Raw genomic sequence first — 19867 nt, 5'->3', positions numbered from 1 at the left:
AGCTCTCCGGCTCAGCCTCAGGGACGCAGCAGGCCGCGCTCGTACGCCTTGGCAAGCCGCTGGGGAACCAGGTGGGCGGAGCCGTCGACGGTGACCGGCACGAGCTGCGGGGTGCTCGCCTTCCACTGGGCTCGGCGGTGACGCGTGTTGCTGCGGGACATCTTGCGCTTGGGGACGGCCATGAGTTCGGGTCCTTTCCCGGGGTGTCTCGGAGGTGCGGCGCCGAGGCTATATGAAAATGGATGCCATTTCGAATTAGGTTTCCTGTTGGCGGATCCCAGCCCGTGGTTGACAGCCCGAACACGCCCGGGACAGCATCCAGTTGATGGAGATCACCGACGCGACACCGGCGGAGATCCGCGTCTGGCGGGCTTTCGCGCTCGGCGAGGGCGTCGACTTCCGCGAGAGCCCCGACGACGACCCCCGGGACGGTGGATCATGGGGGCCCGAGCGGACGGTGCGCGCCGAGGTGCTGCGGGCGCTGCTGCTCGACGGCCCGACGCGGGCCGGCGAGATAGCGGGCATGAAACTGACGGGCGCGCGGATCACCGGGCGGCTCAACCTCATGTACGGAACGATCGGGCATCCCGTACGGCTGCGGTCCTGCCATTTCGAGGAGACGCCGAACCTGTACGGGGCCCAGCTCCGCACCCTGGCCCTGAGCGACTCGGTCCTGCCGGGGCTGACGGCGGGAAACCTCCGGGTCGAGCTGGCCCTGCGGATCACCTGCTGCCGGATAGCGGGCCCCGTGCGGCTCGCGGGCGCGCAGATCACCGGCGCCTTCTTCACCAACGGGGCGCAGCTGGGCACTCCGCCTGCCCCCGACGCGCCGCCCGCACCGGATGCCCCGGAGCCCGACGCCCCGGAGCCCGACGCGGCGGACCCCGAAGCGCCGGAGCCCGGCGTGGCGGCGGAAGCGGTGCTCCAGCTGAACCACGCGGTGATCGGCGCGGACATATGGGCCGTCGGCCTGGTGACCCATGGCCAGGTCCGGCTCAACGGCGCCACCGTCGGAGGCCAGATCAACCTCGACGACGCCGAACTGAGCGCGCCCGGCGGTGTCGCCCTGCACGCCGAGACCCTGTCGGTCGGCACCGATCTGCGGGCCATGCGGCTGCGCGCCCACGGCATGCTCAACCTGAGCGGCGCCAGGATCCCGCGGCACGTCAATCTGGCCTACGCCCGCCTCTCCCACCCCGGCGGGACGGCACTGCGCGCCAGCAGCTGTGTCATCGGCGAACTGTGGCTGCGGGACGCCGCTCCGATCCAGGGCACCGTGAATCTGCGCCGCTCCCAGCTGGACCTGCTGCACGTCCCTCCGGAGGTATGGCCGGGCGAGGTCAAACTCGACGGCCTCGGGTACCGCAGGCTCGCCCCTCACCTGCCCGCGGAGCGGCGCCTTCCGCTGCTTGAGCGTGAGGTGGCCGGTTATCTCCCGCAGGGCTACGAGCAGTTGGCCACCGCGTACCGCACGGTGGGCGACGAGGCCGCCGCCCGCACCGTGCAGCTGGCCAGGCTCCGCCGCCACCGCCGTACCCTGCCCCCGTACGCAAGGATCTGGGGCAGGCTCCAGGAAGTGACGGTCGGATACGGATTCCGCCCGATGCGCGCCGCCGGATGGCTCCTCGTCCTGCTGCTCACCGGCGCGCTCGCCTTCGCCCTCCACCATCCGCGCCCGTTGAAGTCCGACGAGGCTCCCGACTTCAACCCCGTCTTCTACACCCTCGACCTGCTCCTTCCGATCGTCGGTTTCGGGCAGGAGTCGGCGTTCGCGCCGGACGGCTGGTACCAGTGGCTCTCCTATCTCCTCGTCGCCACGGGCTGGGTCCTCGTCACCACGGTGGCGGCCGGCATCACACGCTCACTGAGCCGCCAGTAACGAACATCGCCGACCTGGACACAGGCGGGGCAATGATCGATATCCTCCAGCGGAAACGCTCAAACGAACACCCGACGGGTGCGTGGCGAGGGGGTCGGCAGCATGCGGGAGCCGAGGGACGTCAGGCGGCAGCGGATACTCGCGGTCGTGGAGTCGCGGGGCGAGGCGCGGCTGAGTGATCTCGCCGACGACCTGGAGGTCTCGGTGATCACCGTGCGCCGGGACGTCGAAGACCTCGCCCGTGAGGGCAAGTTGCGGCGCGGGCACGGCACCGCGCGGTCGGTCGGACCGGTGGAGCGCGGCGCCCCGCGGGCCGAGCCGGTGGCGCAGGGCGGGGCCGTCGCGCTGATGGTGCCCGAGCGGCACACCTACCTGTACGAGACGATGCACGGGGCCCGAAGCGTCCTCTACGAGGCCGGGATGCGGGTCGCGCTGCACATCGCGCCGCAGGTGGAGGGCGCCGAACGGCCCCTGGTCGAGCGGGTGTTGGCCGAGAAGGTGCAGGGGCTCCTCATTGCCCCGCGCTGGCGCACCGCGGCCGAGGAGGAGGCGGACTACGCCTGGCTTGCCGCGTCGGGTGTGCCCACGGTCCTGATGGAGCGCCGACCGCGTGCGGGCAGTGCGCTGCACGCCATGGACTCGGTCTGCACCGACCACTGGTACGGCATCCACCTCGCCGTCGACCATCTCGTCCGGCTCGGCCACCGGCGGATCGTCCTGGCCGCCCGCGACGACAGCCCGACGGCCCGCGCGCTGCGTACCGCCTTCGCCGAGATCGCCGCGTCCCGGCCCGAGATCGAGGACTGGACCGTGATGCTCAGCGCCGCGAACGCGGGGCCTGGCCGGGTTCGCGAGCCGCTCGACCTCGCGGCGCGGTTGCGCGAGCACGGGGCGACGGGCGCCGTGCTGCACGGCGACGTCGACGCGCTGATGCTCGTGCAGCAGCTCATGGACCACGGCGTGCGGGTGCCGCAGGACTGCTCGGTGGTGGCGTACGACGACGTGGTGGCCGCCCTCGGCAGTACTCCGCTGACCGCCGTTTCCCCGCCGAAGTACGAGGTGGGACGGACGGCGGCGAGGCTTCTGCTGCGCAGGTTCGACGAGTTGGCGGAGCCGGGCGCCGTGACGACCCAGCGAGCGGAACTTCTGCCGGAGCTCAAGGTCCGTGGATCCACCACTCGCGTCGAGATCGTTTGACCGCTTTAGTTTCTTTTGATCGATCTATTGACCGTCATCGTTCACGCGATCAGGATTCCCGTGTCCCGAACAAGAGCCGCGGGAGGCACCCACCCATGCCTGGTCGACCGAGCCGCCGGTCCCTGCTCGCCGTGACAGCCGCAGTTCCCATGGCAGGTGCTCTCAGCGCCTGTTCGGGCAGCGCGGCCAGTACGTCACGCGGCAAGGGCGGCACCACGCGCATCACCTTCTGGTCCGCACTGCGCGGAAGTCAGGAAGTGGTCGACGCGTTCAACAAGACCCACGACCGCATCCAGGTCGAGTTCCAGCAGATTCCGTCGGGCGCCATGGGCGGATACGCCAAGCTCAGCAACGCCGCCCGGGCCGGAAACGCCCCCGACGTCGCCACCCTCGAATACCCCCAGGTCCCCGGCTTCGCCATCGACGGCGTCGCCCGGGACATCACCTCACTGATGAGTGAGAGGCTGCGCGCCAAGCTGCTGCCGCAAGCCCTTGGCCTCACCACCTTCGAGAAGAAGGTCTACTCCGTCCCGCTCGACGTCGAGCCGATGGTGCTGCACTACCGCGCCGACCTGTTCGACGAGTACGGGATCGAAGTCCCGCGCACCTGGGACGAGTTCACCGAGGCCGCCCGCACCGTACGGGACAAGTCGCGCAAGAGGCGGATCGCCGTCTTCCCCACCGACGGCGGCACCCAGTTCGCCTCGTGGGCGTGGCAGGCGGGCGCCCAGTGGTTCGACACCCGCGACGGCGCCTGGAACGTATCGCTCACGGACCGTCCGACCCGGAAGGTGGCGGCGTACTGGCAGCGGCTCGTCGACGAGGAACTGCTGCTCGTCAACGCCACCGAGAGCAGGCACTACGACTCCCAGCTCAGTGAGGGGCTGGTTCTCAGCCGACTCAGCGGCGCCTGGGACGCGGGCTCACAGATGAACGCAAGACCGGGCCAGAAGGGCCAGTGGGCCATCGCCCCGCTCCCGCAGTGGGACCCCGACAACCCGGTCGTCGGCACGCACGGCGGCTCCACCTTCGCCATCACCAAGGACAGCGGGCACCCGGAAGCCGCCATGGAGTTCATCGAGTGGCAGGTCTCGCACCCCGACGCCCTGCGCGCCCGCCTCTCCAGCGGCACGAGCAGCCAGTACCCGGCCGTCCCCGACCTGGTCGCCGTGGGCCGCAAAGCCTTCGACCGCGCCTACTACTCCGGCCAGGACATCTACCGCCTCTTCGAGGAACAGGCCGAGACGATCCACGACGGCTGGGTCTGGGGGCCGCGGATGACCGCGACCCAGCGGGTGATGCAGGACGGCTTCGCCCGTGCGGGCGGCGGCAATGGCTCGCTCATCGACGCCGTACGCGCGGCGCAGGACGGAACCATGCCGGACCTCAAGGCACTCGGGCTCGCCATCACGGAGCGCAGCACATGAGCGGCCCGAGCGACCCGAGCGACCCGAGCGCTCCGGCGCAATCGAAGCCCCCGTTCGCCGACGAGCACCAGCAGAAAGGCAGGTGACCCCGATGACCACGACCGCGCCCCCGGCCCGCGCCACCCGCACCGCCGATGCCCCCGTCCCCACCCGCCGCGCCCGCGCGCGTGCCCGGCGCCGTGAACATGTGGCGTGCGGCGTCCTGATGACCCCCTTCCTGATCCTGTTGGTGACGGTCTTCCTGATACCCGTCGGCACCGCGGTCTGGCTGAGCTTCTTCAGCGACGACCAGCCCGGCCTCGGCTTCGGCCCGGAACACACGGTCTTCGTGGGACTGCGCAGCTACACGGCCGTTCTCACCGACCCGACCTTCCTCGGCAGCCTCGGCACGGTCGTCCTCTACTGCCTGATCTACATCCCGCTCATGGTGATCGGCGCCCTCGCTCTCGCCCTGCTGCTCGACTCGGGAGTCGTACGGCTGCGCGCCTGGGCCCAGCTGGCGCTCTTCCTGCCGCACGCGGTGCCCGGCATCATCGCGGCCCTCATCTGGCTGTACCTCTACACGCCAGGACTCAGCCCGGTCGTCGACCTGCTCGCCAAGGGCGACATCACCATCGACTTCCTCGGCGTGAACACCGTCCTGCCCTCCATCGTGAACATCGCCCTGTGGAGCAACCTCGGCTACAACATGGTGATCTTCTACGCCGCGCTGCAGGCCGTACCCCGAGAAGTGATCGAGGCCGCCGTGGTCGACGGCGCGGGACCGGTGCGCACCGCACTGGGGATCAAGGCGCCCCTGGTGCGCTCCTCGATCGTCATGGTCGCCATGTTCACCCTGATCTGGGCGATGCAGCTGTTCACCGAACCCATGCTGCTCAGCCAGTCGTCCCCGATGATCAACACGCGCTTCTCGCCGAGCATGTACATCTACGACGCGGCCTTCACCCGCAACAACTACGGCCTCGCCGCCGCCGCTTCGGTGATCCTCCTGCTCTGCACGGTCGCCCTGTCCTACGGCGTCACCCGCTGGACCAACCGCTCCCAGAAGGAGGCCGCGCGATGAGCGCCGACACCCTCACCGCGGGCCGCCCCCGCCTCCTGGGCCGCACCGTCGTCAACACCGTGGTCGGCATCGCGGTGCTCTACACCCTGCTGCCCGTCCTGTGGCTGGTGCTCGCCGCGTCCAAGAACCGGGACGCGCTGTTCAGCAGCAACTTCTTCTCGCTGACCGACTTCTCCTTCGTACAGAACCTGCGCGACCTGTTCGCGATGGACGGCGGGCTCTACGGCCGCTGGTACACCAACAGCCTGCTCTACGCCGTCCTGGGCGCCGCGATCAGCGCACTGGTGAGCGTCGCCTGCGGCTACGCCTTCGACAAATACCGCTTCGCGCACAAAGAGAAGGTCTTCGGCCTGGTGCTCGCCGCGGTGATGGTGCCGCAGACGGTGCTCGCCCTGCCGCTGTATCTGATGGCCTCGGCCACGGGCGTCGTCGACACCTTCTGGGCGGTGTTCATACCGGTCCTGTTCAACCCGTTCGGTGTCTATCTCGGGCGGATCTTCAGCCAGGGGTACGTACCCGACGAGGTGCTCGAAGCGGCGCGCGTCGACGGCGCGGGGGAGCTGACCACGTATGTGCGCGTCTCCCTGCGGATGCTGGGACCCGGCCTGGTGACGGTGTTCCTCTTCCAGCTCACCGCCATCTGGAACAACTTCTTCCTGCCCATGGTGATGCTCTCGGACCAGAAGCTGTATCCGGTCAGTCTGGGCCTCTACACCTGGAACAGTTCGGCCACCGTCTCGCCCGAGTACTACCCCGTGGTGATCATGGGTTCGCTCCTCGCGGTGCTGCCGCTGATCCTCGCCTTCATGCTGCTGCAACGCTTCTGGAAGTCGGGTCTCACCGCGGGCTCGGTCAAGTGAGCCAAGTGAGCCAAGTGAACAAGTGGGCCACGTGAACTCGTGAGTACGTGAGTACGGGAACACGTGAGCCATGGGAAAGGGAATCTGTTGAAGAACGGCAGCCACCGTCCGCACACCGCGCTCGCCATGGCGCGGGACGCGGCGACGGCCGTGCTCGGCCCCGACGCGCTCGCCGCCCTCGGCCGGGTCTGTGATCTGGTTCCGGACACCGTCCTGGACGACTTCACCACGGAGCGGGCCCGCGCCGTGCTCCGGGACGTGGAGGTCCTGGTCACCGGCTGGGGCTGCCCGCCCCTTGACGCCGCCGTGCTCGACGCCGCGCCACGGCTGCGGGCCGTCGTCCACACCGCGGGCTCCGTACGCGGCCACATCACCCCGGAGTGCTGGGACCGCGGCATCGAGGTGTCGTCGGCCGCCGCGGCCAACGCCCTGCCCGTCGCCGAGTACACCGTCGCCATGATCCTGCTCACCGGCAAACAAGCCATGGAGCGGGCAAGGGAGTTCAAGGCCACGCGTCGCCGCGACGACTGGCTCAGCCTCTCGCACGACGTGGGCAACTACGGCCGTACGGTCGGCATCCTCTCCGCCTCGATGATCGGCCGCCGCGTCATCGAACTCCTCCGCCCCTACGACCTCAAGGTCCTCCTCCACGACCCGTACGTCTCGGACGAGGAAGCCCTGGCACTCGGCACGCAACCGGTGGGCATCGCCGAGTTGTTCGGGAGCAGCGATGTCGTCAGCGTCCACACGCCGCTGCTGCCCGCCACCCGCGGCCTGGTGGGTCGTGAGCTGATCGGCGCCATGCGCCACGAGGCGGTGCTCATCAACACGGCCCGTGGCGCGGTGCTCGACCAGGACGCCCTCACCGAGGCCGCCCTCGGCGGCCGTATCCGCGCCGTCCTCGATGTCACCGTCCCCGAAGTCCTGCCCCCCGAACACCCGTTGTGGGAGTGCGACAACGTCATGATCACCCCCCATCTGGCCGGTTCGCAGGGCAACGAGTGGGGTCGCCTCGCGGATCTCGCCGTCGCCGAACTCGGCCGCTGGGCCGCTGGCGACGGTTTCGCCCACGCCGTACGACGCGAAAGGCTGGCCTACCTCGCATGAGCATCACCGCACTGCCCGCAATCCCCGGGCTGCCTGAAGAAGACCGTGAGCTGAGCCCTTTCACCGGCTACACGCGTGAGCACTGGGAGGCCGCCGCCGACGGTCTCCTGGACGCCGCCTGGCGGTGGGCGACGCCACGCGGCGCCCTGCTCGACCTGCCGGGGCGGCCATCGGCCTCGGGCGTGCGGTCGGACGGTCTGGAGGGATACGCCCGTACCCTCCTCGCGGCCGCCTTCAGGGTGGCCGGCGCCGACGGCAAGGACCCGCACGGCTGGCTCGACCGGTACGCGCAAGGGCTCGACGCGGGCACCCGCAGCCCCGGCCGCGACGACGCCGAGTCCTGGCCGGTGATCCTGGACCACCACGTCCAGGGCCAGCCGATGGTGGAGTCCGCGTCCGTGGCGCTCGGACTGCGCCTCACCCGCCCCTGGCTGTGGGACCGCCTCGACACCGACGTACAGGACCGGGCGGAGGAGTGGCTGCGCGGCGCGCTCCGCCACGTCCCCGCGCCCAACAACTGGTACCTCTTCCCCTACACCGTGGCCGGGTTCCTGGAGTCGGTGGGCCGGGGCGACGCGGAGACGGCCCGGGCACGCGAGCGGGCCCTCGGACTCCTGGAGACCTGGTACCGAGGCCAGGGCTGGTACGCCGACGGAGACGGCCGCGCCTTCGACCACTACAACGGCTGGGCCCTGCACCTGTACCCGACGCTCGACGCCCACTTGGCGGACGATCAGGATCAGTTGGCCTGGCACGGCCCCCGCCTGCACGAGCACCTGGAGAGCTTCGGGCTCCTCTTCGGGGCCGACGGCGCCCCGATCCACTTCGGCCGCTCCCTGACCTACCGCTTCGCCGCGGGAGCCTCCGTGGCCCTCGGTGCCGTCACCGGCCACACGCCCCTGACACCGGGCACCTCGCGCCGACTCCTCAGCGGATCTCTTCGCTACTTCCTCGACCGCGGCTCCGTCGGCGCCGACGGACTGCTCAGCCTCGGCTGGCACGGCCCGCACGACGCGTCCCTCCAGCCCTACTCGGGCCCCGCGTCCCCCTACTGGGCGTCGAAGGCGTTCGTCGGCCTCCTGGCACCCGCCACCCACCCCCTGTGGACCGCCACGGAGGAACCCGCACCCAGCGAGAGCGGCGACCACGTCCTCGCGCTGCCCGCACCCGGCCTCCTTGTGCAGAGCACCCGCGCCGACGGGATCGTACGGCTGCACAACCACGGCAGCGACCACGCGCGCCCGCACGAGGCCGAGGCGGCGGCGCACGAGGATCCGCTCTACGCCCGCCAGGCCTACTCCACGAGCACCGGCCCCACGGCACGCGGCAACACCGCGGACAACCATATGGCGGTGGAGGTGGCGGGAGTACGCAGTGCCCGCAGCCGCATCCATCCGCTGGGCGCGGGTCAGGGCGAGGGCTGGGGCTGGGCCGCGTCCCGGCACACCCCGGCCTTCGTGAGCGGGCCGCCCATGGTGCCGGGGCTGCGCGTGGAGAGCGTCACCGTGGCCAAGGGGCGGCACGAACTACGTGTGCACCGCGTCGTCGGCGCCCCGCACGGCGCCCGCGTCACCCACACGGGTTGGGCGACAGGGCCCGAGGAGTCCCTGCTCTCGGCGCTCCACCCCTTGCACGGCTGGACCGGCCAGGACGAACAGCGCGCACCCCAGGGCACGGCCTTCACCCGGTGGGCCCGTCTGCCACGCCTCACGGCCGAGGCGGAGGGCACGGCGCTGTACGCGGCTCTGGCCACGCTCACCGCGGAGCCCGAACCCGCGTCCCTCGCCGAGGCGGCCACGGTGGTGAGCGCGACGGTGGACACCGTCGAGGTGCGGTGGACGGACGACGGCTCCCTGACCCGGATCGCCTTCGCGCCGCTGAGCGTCGAGCACGGGTGATCCCTGGGCGTCGGGTGACCGCACCAACGCCTCGCGTGAGCGGAGGCCGGGCGCCCCGAGGCGACCGGTTGCGTAGCCCGAGCGGCCGAACGGGCAGGTCGTGAAGGTCATGACGGAGCCGGAGCGTGGAAGCCTGCAGATATGACCGAAAGCGCGCACCTCTATATGGCGAACCCTCGGATCACGGTCCTTGGCGTCAACCCCGGCCGACCGCCCTTCCGCATCGTGGAGCTCGACGGCGAGGTGGTCGGCGAGGCCAGGGAACTCGTCGACGTCCTTGAGGTGGCCGCACAGGTGGGTGTCGTCGTGCACGACGTGGACGACCCGGACCTGGTGCGCTGGGTGGGCGGCGACAAGTTCACCTGGAAGCCCCAGGAGCCGATGACGACGGAGCCGAAGCCTAAGGAACCGAAGTCGACGGAGCCGAACCAGTCGACATAGCCGAACCAGCCGAACCAGCCGAAGCGGGGCAGGCCCGGGGATCGGGGCGGTCGGGCTCGAGGTCGTAGATCCTGTTCAGGAGCTCGGCCTCGTTGCCCGTCAGGCCCGCGCGGCGCAGCGCCTCGTCCGCCTCCGCGATGGGCCCCGCGAGCAGCGAGGCCGCCGCGGCCGGTGAGGGACCGGACAGCGCGGCGCGTGCGGTGTGCAGCAGCCGCAAGCAGGCTTGGGCGGCGGCCAGTTCGGGGGTCGACGTGCTGGTCATGTCGAGAGCTCCTCTGCGCGGGGTCGGACGGTCCGGCGGCTCGCACCGGTGGACCCTCCACTCTTGCGCACGGGTCTGACAATCCAGTCCTACCCGGCCTTGGCGCGGCGGGTGAGCCGCAGCGTGAGGCCTTCGGGCATGAGAGTGAGGCGCTCGGCCACCCGCAGGCGGTACCCGGGATCGGCGTGCAGGTCGTAGCGGCGCAGCAGAAGGCCGAGGACCAACGTCGCCTCGTGCAGCGCAAACTGACGGCCGATGCAGGCCCGTGCGCCCGTGCCGAACGGTTTGAAGACATGGGCGGGCCGCGCACGTACCGCCGAAGGGGCGAAGCGGTCGGGATCGAACTCCTCGGGCCGCTCGCCCCAGGCCGCCGGATCGCGGTGCAGGAGCGTGGCGAGGACGAGCGCCCAGGCTCCCTGGCGCATGGGGTGCACGCCACCGATCGTCGTGTCCTGCAGGGCCTGGCGGGAGAAGCCGGGCGCGGTCGGCCACAGCCGCAGCGACTCGTCGAGGACGCGGCGCAGATAGCGGAGCTTGGCGACCTGTTCGTACGCCGGTTCCCCCGCGTCGCCCCAGACCTCGTCCACCTCCGCCTGGGCGCGCGCCAGGACTTCGGGCGAGCGCGCGAGGTAGTGCAGGGCGAACGACAGGGCGCCCGAGGTCGTCTCGTGCCCGGCGACCAGGAAGGTGATGACCTGACGGCGGATGTTCTCGGCGGAGAGCCGCTCGCCGGTGTCGGGGTGGGCGACCTCCAGCATCCGGTCGAGCAGATCGCCGTCGCCCGGACCTGACGCGGCGCGGCGGGCGGCGACCACGTCGTCGACGGTGCGGTTGAGGTAGGCCATGTCGGCGGCGTTGCGCCGGGTGGCGCCGCGCAGCAGCAGCGGGGCGAGCGCGGGCGGCACGACGTTGCGGCGCTGGGCGTGGGAGAGCGTGCCGACCATGGCCGACACGAAGGGGTGCGGCCTGGACCGCTCGAAGGAACCGAAGTCGTGCCCGAAGCCGGTGCGGGCGATCGTCTCCAGGGTCAGCTTCGTCATGTCGCCGGGCACGTCCACGGACCGCCCGGTCTCCTCGCGCTCGTCCCAGCGGGCGGTCAGCTGCCGGGCGACGTCCAGCATCAGCGGGTGGTAGCCGGCCATCGCGTCCCGGCTGAAGCCCGGAGCGAGGATGTCGTGCGCCAGCTGCCAGTTGGGCTCGTGGTTGTACGCGGTGAACAGGCCGTCCCCGGCGACCGGCCGCAGATTGGCGACCCCCAGGCCCACGTGCTTGGCGAACCGCGACTCGTCGGCGAGCTCGGCCGCGAGTTCGGCGCCCCAGACGAAGACGATCTCCTTACCGAAGGCCTTGCGGCGGAATATGGGCCCCAGGCTGCTGCCGATCCGCATCGAGTCCTGCACGGGTGTGCGGACATGAGAGCCCAGGACGTCACCGATCAGGGGCAGGCGGCGCGGTGGATGCGGGACGAGGTCGAGACGCGGCCACCCCAGCTCGGCGCTGCGGAACCCCTTGGGGGGTCCAGCGGGTCCAGCGGGTCCAGCGGGTCCAGCGGGTCCGGCGGGTCCAGCGGGTCCGGCGGGCTCAGTGGGCCCGGCGGGCTCAGTGGGCCCGGCGGACCCGGCCCGCTCGGCTCCCTCCGCCGCCTGCGACGACTGCGACACCTGCGCCATGTGTGCCATCTCCCTTGTGCCGCAGACCCATTGAGCCTGTTGTACGCGGATTCAATAAGGACCCACAGTCTGGTCCCGCTGTTGAATCCACGTCAAGTAAGGTGCTCCCATGGCCGCGGAACCGCAGGAGCGCACGAACCCGCAGGAGCGCACGCGCCGCAGACTCAGCAGCGAGGAGCGCAGGGAGCAACTGCTCTCGGCGGGGGCGCGTCTCTTCGCGCAGAATCCGTACGACGACGTATGGATCGAGCGGGTGGCGGAGATCGCCGGAGTCTCACGCGGCCTGCTCTACCACTACTTCCCGACCAAGAGCGACTTCTTCGCCGCCGTGGTGCGGCGCGAGAGCCATCGCATGCTGCGCCTGACGGCGGCCGTGCCCGGAGTGCCGGTCCGCGACCAGATCGGCACGGGCCTCGACATGTTCCTCGCGTACGTCGAATCGCACGCGGAGGGCTTCCGCGCCTTCCACCGGGCGGAGGAGACGGGCGACGCCACGGTCCGCAGGATCTACCGCGAGGGTCTGGCGGCCCACGAGGATCAGATCCTGGAAGCCCTTGCCGCGGACCCCGAGACGGCATCCACGCCGCACGAACTGCCCACCCTGCGCCTGGCCGTGCGCGGCTGGCTCGCCTTCATGGTGGCTGTGTGCCTGGAGTGGCTCGAGGAGCCGGAGCAACTGGCGCGCGCACAGGTGCGGGACCTGTGCGCGCGGGCGTTGCTGGGCGCGATCGCGCCGTGAGGTGACCCTGGGGGGATCAGGCCGCCATCGCCAGCGGCCGCGCCACCGCCACCACGCGTCCGTCCGGCAGCAGTTCGCCGGTGTCGTCGAAGACGATCGTGCCGTTGCACAGCAGGCTCCAGCCCTGTTCGGGGTGGGCGGAGAGGATCCGGGCCGCGACGTGGTCGGGGCTTTCGGCGAGCGGGCACGGGGGCTGGTGGGCGCACATGGTGTACCTCCGGGTGAGGGTCGCGAACCTTGTGCGCGGCCCGGTCTTGTTCGGTTGCTCCTTGTGTGAGTGAAGACTCGGCGGGAGGCATCAACTCATCGCTCGGAAAGGTTACTTGCGACCTTAGGTGGGGAGGAAACCGGCCCGGAAGTGCGTCAGGAGTGTGGTACGCGCCGTGGTGTCCGCGTTCATGTCCGTCAGACGACCGGCCGCCCAGAGGAAGAAGTCGTCGCCCTCCGCGTCGATCCAGTCGTACGTCGGGTCGAAGGGACCGGGATCCGGTGCGGGGTAGAGCAGTTCGAGAGCTGTTCCCCGCGCGTCCTCGACGGTGAAGCGGCGGGTGCCGTTCGGTCCGGGGGACTGATGGGCCGTCATTGTGGCGCAGTTCCAGCGGCGTTGGCGGTACTGGAGCCAGAGGGTCGGTTCGCCGTCGGACGGGTCGGCGTACAGCGCCGCCGTCGCCTCGTCGCTCACGTGGGCGAAGCCGTGACAGCGGCCGGACCCGGGGGAGACGAGACCCGTCCGGGGGTCGAGGGCCCACGTCCGGCCGTGACGGTCGTAATCCTGAAGCAGCATGGAGGTCAGACGCGCGGCGGGATGCCGAGTTCCTGGTCGACGGCGGCGCTGGTGCGGGTCGCCGCCTCGATGACCTTGTGCCAGCTGCCGTACTTGAGGAACTGCTGTTCCGCCGTCGGTCCCAGGGGATTGCCGTACTTCTTCATGTTCCGCTGCTCCAGGGCCTGCACCGCCTCGGGGGTCATTCCGGCGCGGGTGATGTCCTTGGCCTCGTTGCGCATGTCGACGAGGACGCGGGCGATCTCCTCGTCGGAGCGCCCTTCCTCGTGCATACGGTCGGCCACGCGCTCCATGGTGTCCAGGAGTGCGTGGTAACGCAGCCGCACCTCGCGCGCCCGCTCCCGCTCCTCCGGAGTCATCTGCCGGATCAGGCAGACCGCTGGGTCCTTGCTGGTGCACGGGTCGTCGGGTACGCGCGGCGGGGCCAGCAGGCTGGTGGCGGACGGGACGTGCCGTACCGGCGCGTCCGCGTGGGCGTGCGCCGGGGCGAGCAAGGGGCCGCTGAGGGCGGTGAGCAGGGGCAGGAGGAAGAGAACCACGAGGCGCGGCAGGGGCCGGGTGGGGGTCCGGGGGGTCCGCGTCGTGGTCAGGACGGCCGGGGCAGTCGGTTCGATGGCAGCGGCCATGAGACGGGCACGCACGTAAAAACTCTCCTTCGCCTGGGACTTGGGACGAAGGGGACATTACGGCTCGATAACGGTCGGGGGCCGCCGCCCTCGCGGCGCGTCCGGGTGACGTGCCGGTGACGCGCCCCTGGGGCCTGGGGCCCTAACCGGGAACCGGCCGCAGGCTCAACGCGTGCAGCGCCAACTGCATCTCGAACTGCGCCACCGGATCGTGCAGCCGGTCGCCGAAGACCTCTTCCAGCTGCCGCAGGCGGTAGCGGACCGTCTGCGGGTGCACGGCCAGGCGCGTGGCGACCTCGCTCGCGTTGTGCCCGCACCGCAGCCAGCACAGCAGGGTCTCGGCCAGGCGCTCCCGCTGCGGTGAGCGCACCTCGTCCAGGGGCAGCAGATGCCGTTGTGCGAGCGCGTCGATCAGCGCCTCGTCATGGAAGAGCAGCAGCGTCGCCAGATGGTCGGCGCAGTGCAGCAGGCCCGCCCGGGGCAGGATGCCGCGCCGGGACAGCTCCAGGGCGTCGAGCGCCCAGCGCAGGGAGCGCGCGCCCTCGTGCAGCGGGACCGTCGGGCCGATCACCGCACGCAGCCCTTGCAGCGCGGCGGCGATCGAGCGGGCCCGCCCCGGGCCTTCCGGGTCGGGCACCACGATGCAGCCGGGCTGCTCGGAGAAGCGCGCGAGGAACTCCGGCGGCACGATGGGCCTGACGGTCTCCGGGGTGAGGGCGTGGTCGATGACGACGACGGCCACCTCGCGCGGGATGGGCCACTGGGCGGTCTGCGCGAGGTCGGCGATCGCCTCCGCCGATGCGGGAGGATCGGCGGTCAGCAGGTCGATGAGGCGGGCCCGGCGCTGCTGCAGTTCGCCCGCCGCGTGCAGCCTGGCCTCGGTGTAGCCGGCGGTCGTCGCCGCGGCCATCTCGTCCAGGTGCAGGAACAGCGCCTCGCCGAAGGCGGCGAGTACGTGCCGGGGCAGCAGGTCGGCGTCGACCATCGCGTTCACTCGGCGCCAGGTGACGCGCGCGCCGAGACGCAGTGCCGACTGGAAGGAGTCGAGGCTGCGGCCCTCGTCCGCCTCGCCCCTGCCGATGTTCTGGTACGTGGCCTTCACCGACTCCCAGTCGGTGTCCGGGTGGGCCATCCGGGCCAGGAAACCCTCCAGGGCCTGTTCCACGCCCCGGTTCACGACATGCATGTACGTGTCATTGGTCGGGCGCGCGTACTCCGGTATCTCCGTGCGGATCGCCCGCACCACCTCCGAGGTGATGTCGTCGAGGAACGGTCTCACGTGATCGTGGAGGCCCGAGGGGAACGCTCTGAACGCGGCGTGCGACTCCTCTGCCGGGGTGCCCGCGGATGCGGGGCCGCCTGCCGGGGGTACACCGGCGGGCAGCGTCGAACCGTTCACCATGGAGTGCTCCCTCTGCGCGCGGGGGACAAAGGTTTGGTGAAGATACCGCCACGGGTGCGTGGCGGCCCATCGGGGACGGATGGACATGATGCTGCCTCTTGTCACCCGGGTGACAAGAGGCAGCGAGTGCGAGACAACTCACGGGAGCAGACAGTTGCCGAACTCCGGCTTCCCGTCGAAGCGGTCGCCGAGCCACTTCACCGTGTCGTCCTTCGCCAGTTGATCGGTCGTCAGGTGCTCACCGGGATAGGTCATCCACCGGGTGGTGATGTTCGCCTTGCAGTACGCCTTGCGCGTCGCGTCCTCGGTCTCGATCGGGATGACTTCCTCCAGCGAGCCGCGGTACTGCAGCACGGGGAAGTCGATCTCGTGCGTGGCGCCGGAGCCCGCGCGGCCGATGCCGACGCCGAGCTTCTGTTCGTCGACGACCTGGCCCCACGTCCTGCCGTCCGTTCCCTTGAGCGCGTAGAGCTGCTCGAGGCTCAGCCCGTCGGTGGTGTTGTCCTCGATCTTCTGGCCCGCGAGCGTCGAGATCGTCCCGAGCAGGCAGTGCGACCTGGCCTTCTTGAGCGTCTCCTTGCCCTGGTCGTTCATGAGCTCCTCGAACGGCATGTGGGGGTGCGAGGAGGAGAGGCCGAGCACGGCGTCGACCAGGAAGCCCGCGAACGGGCCGCCGTCGAGCCCCTTGGCCACCACCTTCAAGTCGCCCGGCACGCCGCCGGACGCGTCGCCGACGACGTTCAGTTCAGGAGCGTACGAAGCCGCGAGCTGCGCCGCCCACAGGCTGGCCGCACCGCCTTCGGAGTAGCCCCACAGGCCGACCTTCGTCTTCGGGTCGATGCCGCTGCCGGGGATCGCGGGCGCACTGCGCACGATGTCGAGGAGCGCGTGCCCGGCGTCGGCACCGGAGACGTACGGATGGGTCTGGCCGTCCAGATAGCCCGCACCGTCGGTGGCGGCGACGGCGTATCCGGCCTTCAGGAGCGCCGCGATGTTCTCGCCCTCGTACTCGTCCTGGAACGCGCCCGCGAGCTGCTTGGAGAACGCGCACCGCGAACCGAGCCCAAGGGTCCCGGGGTTGAAGGCCACGACAGGACGGCTGCCGCGTCCCTTCCACTGGGCGTCCGGCACGGCGACGGTGCCGGAGACCGCGACCGCCCTGCCCGCGTTGTCCTTCGAGCTGTACTGGACCTTCCAGGCGTGCATCGCGACATCGCCCGGCACGTGGGGGAGTTGGGTGGCCCGGCAGGCGATGACGCTGCCGGGATCGGTCGGGACGGCACCGGGTACCTGGTAGATCCGCTCGTCCGGGGCGTCGCACACCGCCGACGCGTCCGGCGTCGCGGCGGCGCCCGCCGTCAGGGTCGGCACGCCGAGCCCCAGGCCCGCCAGGGCGACGGCCGCGGTCAGCGCGAGCAGCCTCTTCTTCCGTTTCGCTCTTGGCCTGTGCACGGGGTGCTCCTTCGTCTCAAGGGGAGATTGCTGTGCCCGCCGTGAAGTTACGGAGCGGTAACCAGGCGTCGATAGTCAGTGGAACCACAGCCCACCGGGCGGGAACTGTGCGTGAGGTACAAGTGGCGGCCCGGCATCCTGCGCCACGATCAGGTCATGACCGAGCCACAGGTGAAGGCCCAGGACCCACGACCGTGGCTCCGCTTCTATGCCGCGGGGGTGCCGCACCGCCTGCACGTCCCCGACGTCACGATCCCCGATCTGCTTGACGCGGCCGCCGGGCGACACCGCGGCCGGACCGGCTTCCGGGGGCTGCACCGCGCTGCGGGCGCGTGCGCCGATACGTTGCGGACGCTGGGTGTCCGGCGCGGTGACAGGGTGGCGTTGGTGCTGCCCAACTGCCCGTGGTTCGCGGTGGCGTGGCATGCGGTGCTGCGGCTCGGGGCGGTCGTCGTGGCGATCGACCCGGGAGCGCCACGGCAGGCTTTGACGCATCAACTGGCCGACTCAGAAGCGGTGTTGGTGGTCTCCGGCGACTTCGCGGGGGAGCGGATCGACGCGGTGCGCGGTGAAACGTGCGTACGGGGCGTCGTCATGGTCCCGATCGGCGGGGAGTGGCCGGGGAGCGGTCGTATACGGAAGACGCTCAGGCCGAAGGCGGTCGGCGTGGGGCCGGAGCCGGGTGATCCGGCAGTCCTCTCGTACGTCGCCGCCGACGGCCCCGCGGCGATGCTCACGCACGCGAATCTGGTCGCAGCTGCCCACCAACTCGCCCTGTGGCACCCTCAGTTGCGCGACGGACAGGAGACCGCTCTGGCCGTCACGCCCCTGTGGCGGCCGCGCGGGATGCTGTTCGGCCTGACCGCACCGCTGCTCACCGGGACGCGTACCGTCCTCCTGCCGTACCCCGAACCCCAGGCGCTGTTGCGCACGGCGCGCCGCCGCAAGGTGACCCTCCTGTCGGCCGAACCTGATGACTGCCGACGCCTTCTCGCGCGCCCCGCCCATGAGTGGGAAGCCCTCGCCACGGTGCGGACCTGGCTGACCGACGGCCTCGACGCCGACACCGCCGACCGCATCCGGGACTCGGCGGACGCCGTGCTCGTCGAGGGCTACGGCATCCCCGAAGCCGCGGGCGCCGTCCTCGCCAATCCACGGGGCGCCAACGCCAGACCCGGCACATCCGGCCTGCCGCTGCCCGGCACCGAGGTCCGCATCGGCCGGGAGGGAGCCCCGGAAATCGAGCTGCCTTTGGGGCACGCCGGTGAACTCCTGGTGAGGGGCCCGCAGGTGTGCGCGGAGTACTGGCGCGACCCGGCCGAGACGAGGCGGCGGTTGCTGCCGGGCGGATGGCTGCGTACGGGAGACGTCGCGGTCATCGGCCCGGACGGCTACGTGACCGTCATCGGAGCAGCCGACGCCGCCCCGGATGTCGCGTCACGCCCCTGACGCGGACCGAATCGGTGCCGGTGGTGCCCGTGGTACCGGTTTTCCGCCGGTGCCGGGCAGGCCGACGCAGCGTGACGGCGGTGACGACGGCTCCCAACAGGACGCAGAGCGCGGCCAGTTGCAGCCCCGTGTCGTAGCCGTCCAGAAAGGCGCTGCGTGGATCGGCGCCGTCCCGCAGTGCCGTGCGCTCCGTGCGGGTGAGGACCACGCCGACCAGGACCACCCCGAACACCCCGGAGATCTCACGGGCCGCACTCACCAGGCCCGAAGCCATTCCGGTGCGCGTCGCGGGGACATCGACGACGGAACGTACCGTCAGTGGAGTCGTCAGGGCCGACCCCGCGCCGATCAGGAGGAGCCCGGGCTGCAGATCCCAGTACTGCGCGTGCAGCCCCGCCCCCGACACCCACACGAGCCCGCCCGCGACAAGGACGAGCCCACCGGCGATCGACCAGTGCGCCCCCACCGCCTTGGCCGCCCGCTCGGCGAACGGCGTCGTCACGAGCAGCGCACCGGCCAGCGGCAGGAAGGCGAGGCCCGCCTTGGTGGGCGAGAAGCCGAGCACCCGCTGGAGGTAGAGCGCGGTGAAGAAGAACACGCCGTTGACACCGATGCCCCACAGCACCTGGGCCGCCGCGCCCCCGCTCAGCGAACGGTTGCGCAGCAGCCGCAGATCCACAAGGGGCAGAAACGTCCGCGACTCGACGACGAGGAACGCGATCCCGGTGGCCGCCGAGAGCCAGAGGCAGAGCGGCACGGGCGGGGTGCTGAAACTGTGCTCGCCGCCCCTGACGAGCCCGTACGTGAGGAGGAAGAGAGAGGTCGTGGAGAGCGCGACCCCCGGCAGATCGAGGAGCGGCAGCAGCCCGTGCCGCACGCGGGCGACGGCGCGGGGGACCGCGGGCACCAGGAGCAGGGCGAGGACGCCGAAGGGGACGTTGAGCAGGAACACCCAGCTCCAGTCCCACCGTTCGGTCACGAACCCGCCCACCACGGGGCCGAGCGCCAGCGCGACCGCGAGCGCCGCGGTCCACAGGCCGACCGCCATGGCGCGCCTGCGGGCGGGCAGATCGGCGGCGACCACCGCGAGCGACGCCGGGATGACGAGCGCCGCGCCCACACCCTGCACCGTGCGCGCCGCGATGAGCGTCCCGCCGCTGTCCGCGAGGGCGGCGGCAAGGGAGGCGGTGGTGAAGACGACGATCCCCGCCGCGAGGACCACCCGCCGGCCGAGCAGATCCGTGAGCCTGCCCCCGGCCGGAAGGAGCGAGCCGAAGCTCAGTACGTAGCTGGTGGCCACCCATTCCAGGTCGGTGACCGTCAGGCCGAGGTCGCGCTGCACGGTCGGCAGCGCGACGTTGATGACGGTGTTGTCCAGGGTCGTGATGAATCCGGCCAGGGCGAGCATCGCCAGAAGAGCGGTCAGCCTTCCCCGGCCCACGTGCGGCTCCCCTCGATCGCGATGCGGTGGTGCCGCCGAACGTGACGCGGTTCCGCTGCCGGATTCTCCGGGGCCGCGGCGGCCGTGGCTGCTGCCCTCGACGCCGAATCCGGCGCGGGGACTTGTCAGTGAAGTGACAGAGGGTGTCAGACGATCTGTCAGCAAGCCGT

At 71.0% G+C, this 19867-nt stretch carries 18 protein-coding genes and 1 pseudogene; 10 read left to right on the top strand and 9 right to left on the bottom strand.

What is annotated here, in order from left to right:
• Positions 1-17 precede the first annotated feature (17 nt).
• Positions 18-182, bottom strand: coding sequence for a 50S ribosomal protein L32 (rpmF, locus tag ACZ5CR_RS15935; protein WP_468857718.1), 165 nt, complete (start codon positions 180-182; stop codon positions 18-20).
• Between the two features lie 143 nt (positions 183-325).
• Here rpmF and ACZ5CR_RS15930 point away from each other — a divergent pair, with 143 nt between their 5' ends.
• The 8 genes and pseudogenes from ACZ5CR_RS15930 to ACZ5CR_RS15895 all read left to right on the top strand — a co-directional run.
• Positions 326-1879, top strand: coding sequence for a membrane-associated oxidoreductase (locus ACZ5CR_RS15930; RefSeq protein ID WP_468857716.1), 1554 nt, complete (start codon positions 326-328; stop codon positions 1877-1879).
• Positions 1880-1981: 102 nt separating this feature from the next.
• Positions 1982-3076, top strand: coding sequence for a substrate-binding domain-containing protein (locus tag ACZ5CR_RS15925; RefSeq protein ID WP_468857715.1), 1095 nt, complete (start codon positions 1982-1984; stop codon positions 3074-3076).
• A gap of 95 nt (positions 3077-3171) precedes the next feature.
• Positions 3172-4503: an ABC transporter substrate-binding protein gene (locus ACZ5CR_RS15920; RefSeq protein ID WP_468857714.1), complete on the top strand. Its 1332-nt coding sequence runs from the start codon at positions 3172-3174 to the stop codon at positions 4501-4503.
• Between the two features lie 91 nt (positions 4504-4594).
• Entirely contained in the window at positions 4595-5566 is a 972-nt protein-coding gene (locus ACZ5CR_RS15915; protein WP_468857713.1) for a carbohydrate ABC transporter permease, read from the top strand.
• Positions 5563-6426, top strand: a complete 864-nt coding sequence (locus tag ACZ5CR_RS15910; RefSeq protein WP_453524115.1) for a carbohydrate ABC transporter permease — start codon at positions 5563-5565, stop codon at positions 6424-6426. Before ACZ5CR_RS15915 ends, ACZ5CR_RS15910 begins: the two co-directional genes overlap by 4 nt.
• Before the next feature lie 126 nt (positions 6427-6552).
• Positions 6553-7533, top strand: a complete 981-nt coding sequence (locus ACZ5CR_RS15905) for a hydroxyacid dehydrogenase (RefSeq protein ID WP_468857819.1) — start codon at positions 6553-6555, stop codon at positions 7531-7533.
• Positions 7530-9431 (top strand): DUF2264 domain-containing protein, encoded by a 1902-nt coding sequence (locus tag ACZ5CR_RS15900; RefSeq protein WP_468857711.1) that lies wholly within the window; start codon positions 7530-7532, stop codon positions 9429-9431. Before ACZ5CR_RS15905 ends, ACZ5CR_RS15900 begins: the two co-directional genes overlap by 4 nt.
• 141 nt (positions 9432-9572) lie before the next feature.
• Positions 9573-9797, top strand: a pseudogene (locus tag ACZ5CR_RS15895) (hypothetical protein); the annotation flags it as partial.
• Between the two features lie 34 nt (positions 9798-9831).
• On the opposite strand, the gene ACZ5CR_RS15890 reads toward ACZ5CR_RS15895, so the two are convergent.
• A complete protein-coding gene (locus ACZ5CR_RS15890) occupies positions 9832-10134 on the bottom strand; it encodes a hypothetical protein (RefSeq protein WP_468857710.1) in 303 nt (100 codons plus the stop codon).
• Positions 10135-10223: 89 nt separating this feature from the next.
• Positions 10224-11804 (bottom strand): cytochrome P450, encoded by a 1581-nt coding sequence (locus ACZ5CR_RS15885; RefSeq protein ID WP_468857709.1) that lies wholly within the window; start codon positions 11802-11804, stop codon positions 10224-10226.
• Between the two features lie 109 nt (positions 11805-11913).
• Here ACZ5CR_RS15885 and ACZ5CR_RS15880 point away from each other — a divergent pair, with 109 nt between their 5' ends.
• On the top strand, positions 11914-12543 hold the full coding sequence (locus ACZ5CR_RS15880; protein ID WP_468857708.1) for a TetR/AcrR family transcriptional regulator: 630 nt from the start codon (positions 11914-11916) through the stop codon (positions 12541-12543).
• Between the two features lie 16 nt (positions 12544-12559).
• Here the strand turns inward: ACZ5CR_RS15880 and ACZ5CR_RS15875 are convergent, their stop codons facing one another.
• The 5 genes from ACZ5CR_RS15875 to ACZ5CR_RS15855 all read right to left on the bottom strand — a co-directional run bounded on the left by ACZ5CR_RS15875 (position 12560) and on the right by ACZ5CR_RS15855 (position 16807).
• Positions 12560-12751, bottom strand: a complete 192-nt coding sequence (locus tag ACZ5CR_RS15875) for a DUF5999 family protein (RefSeq protein ID WP_468857706.1) — start codon at positions 12749-12751, stop codon at positions 12560-12562.
• A 123-nt stretch (positions 12752-12874) separates the two neighbouring features.
• Positions 12875-13327 carry a hypothetical protein gene (locus ACZ5CR_RS15870; RefSeq protein WP_468857705.1) on the bottom strand — a complete coding sequence of 151 codons (453 nt, stop codon included), beginning with the start codon at positions 13325-13327 and terminating at the stop codon, positions 12875-12877.
• Between the two features lie 5 nt (positions 13328-13332).
• A complete protein-coding gene (locus ACZ5CR_RS15865; protein WP_468857704.1) occupies positions 13333-13968 on the bottom strand; it encodes a hypothetical protein in 636 nt (211 codons plus the stop codon).
• Between the two features lie 127 nt (positions 13969-14095).
• Positions 14096-15355, bottom strand: a complete 1260-nt coding sequence (locus tag ACZ5CR_RS15860) for a PucR family transcriptional regulator (RefSeq protein ID WP_468857703.1) — start codon at positions 15353-15355, stop codon at positions 14096-14098.
• A gap of 138 nt (positions 15356-15493) precedes the next feature.
• The gene (locus tag ACZ5CR_RS15855; protein ID WP_468857702.1) at positions 15494-16807 is read right to left on the bottom strand and encodes a lipase family protein; all 1314 of its coding nucleotides are present in this window, start codon (positions 16805-16807) and stop codon (positions 15494-15496) included.
• Positions 16808-16963: 156 nt separating this feature from the next.
• Between ACZ5CR_RS15855 and ACZ5CR_RS15850 the strand changes: the two genes are divergently transcribed.
• On the top strand, positions 16964-18256 hold the full coding sequence (locus ACZ5CR_RS15850; RefSeq protein ID WP_468857701.1) for an AMP-binding protein: 1293 nt from the start codon (positions 16964-16966) through the stop codon (positions 18254-18256).
• Here the strand turns inward: ACZ5CR_RS15850 and ACZ5CR_RS15845 are convergent.
• A complete protein-coding gene (locus ACZ5CR_RS15845; protein WP_468857699.1) occupies positions 18210-19697 on the bottom strand; it encodes an MFS transporter in 1488 nt (495 codons plus the stop codon). The two genes, ACZ5CR_RS15850 and ACZ5CR_RS15845, sit on opposite strands and share 47 nt — an antisense overlap.
• Between the last annotated feature and the right edge of the window lie 170 nt (positions 19698-19867).

It is taken from the genome of Streptomyces sp. NPDC031274 (genome assembly GCF_055570235.1).
This window is presented reverse-complemented; position numbering and strand designations above follow the sequence as displayed.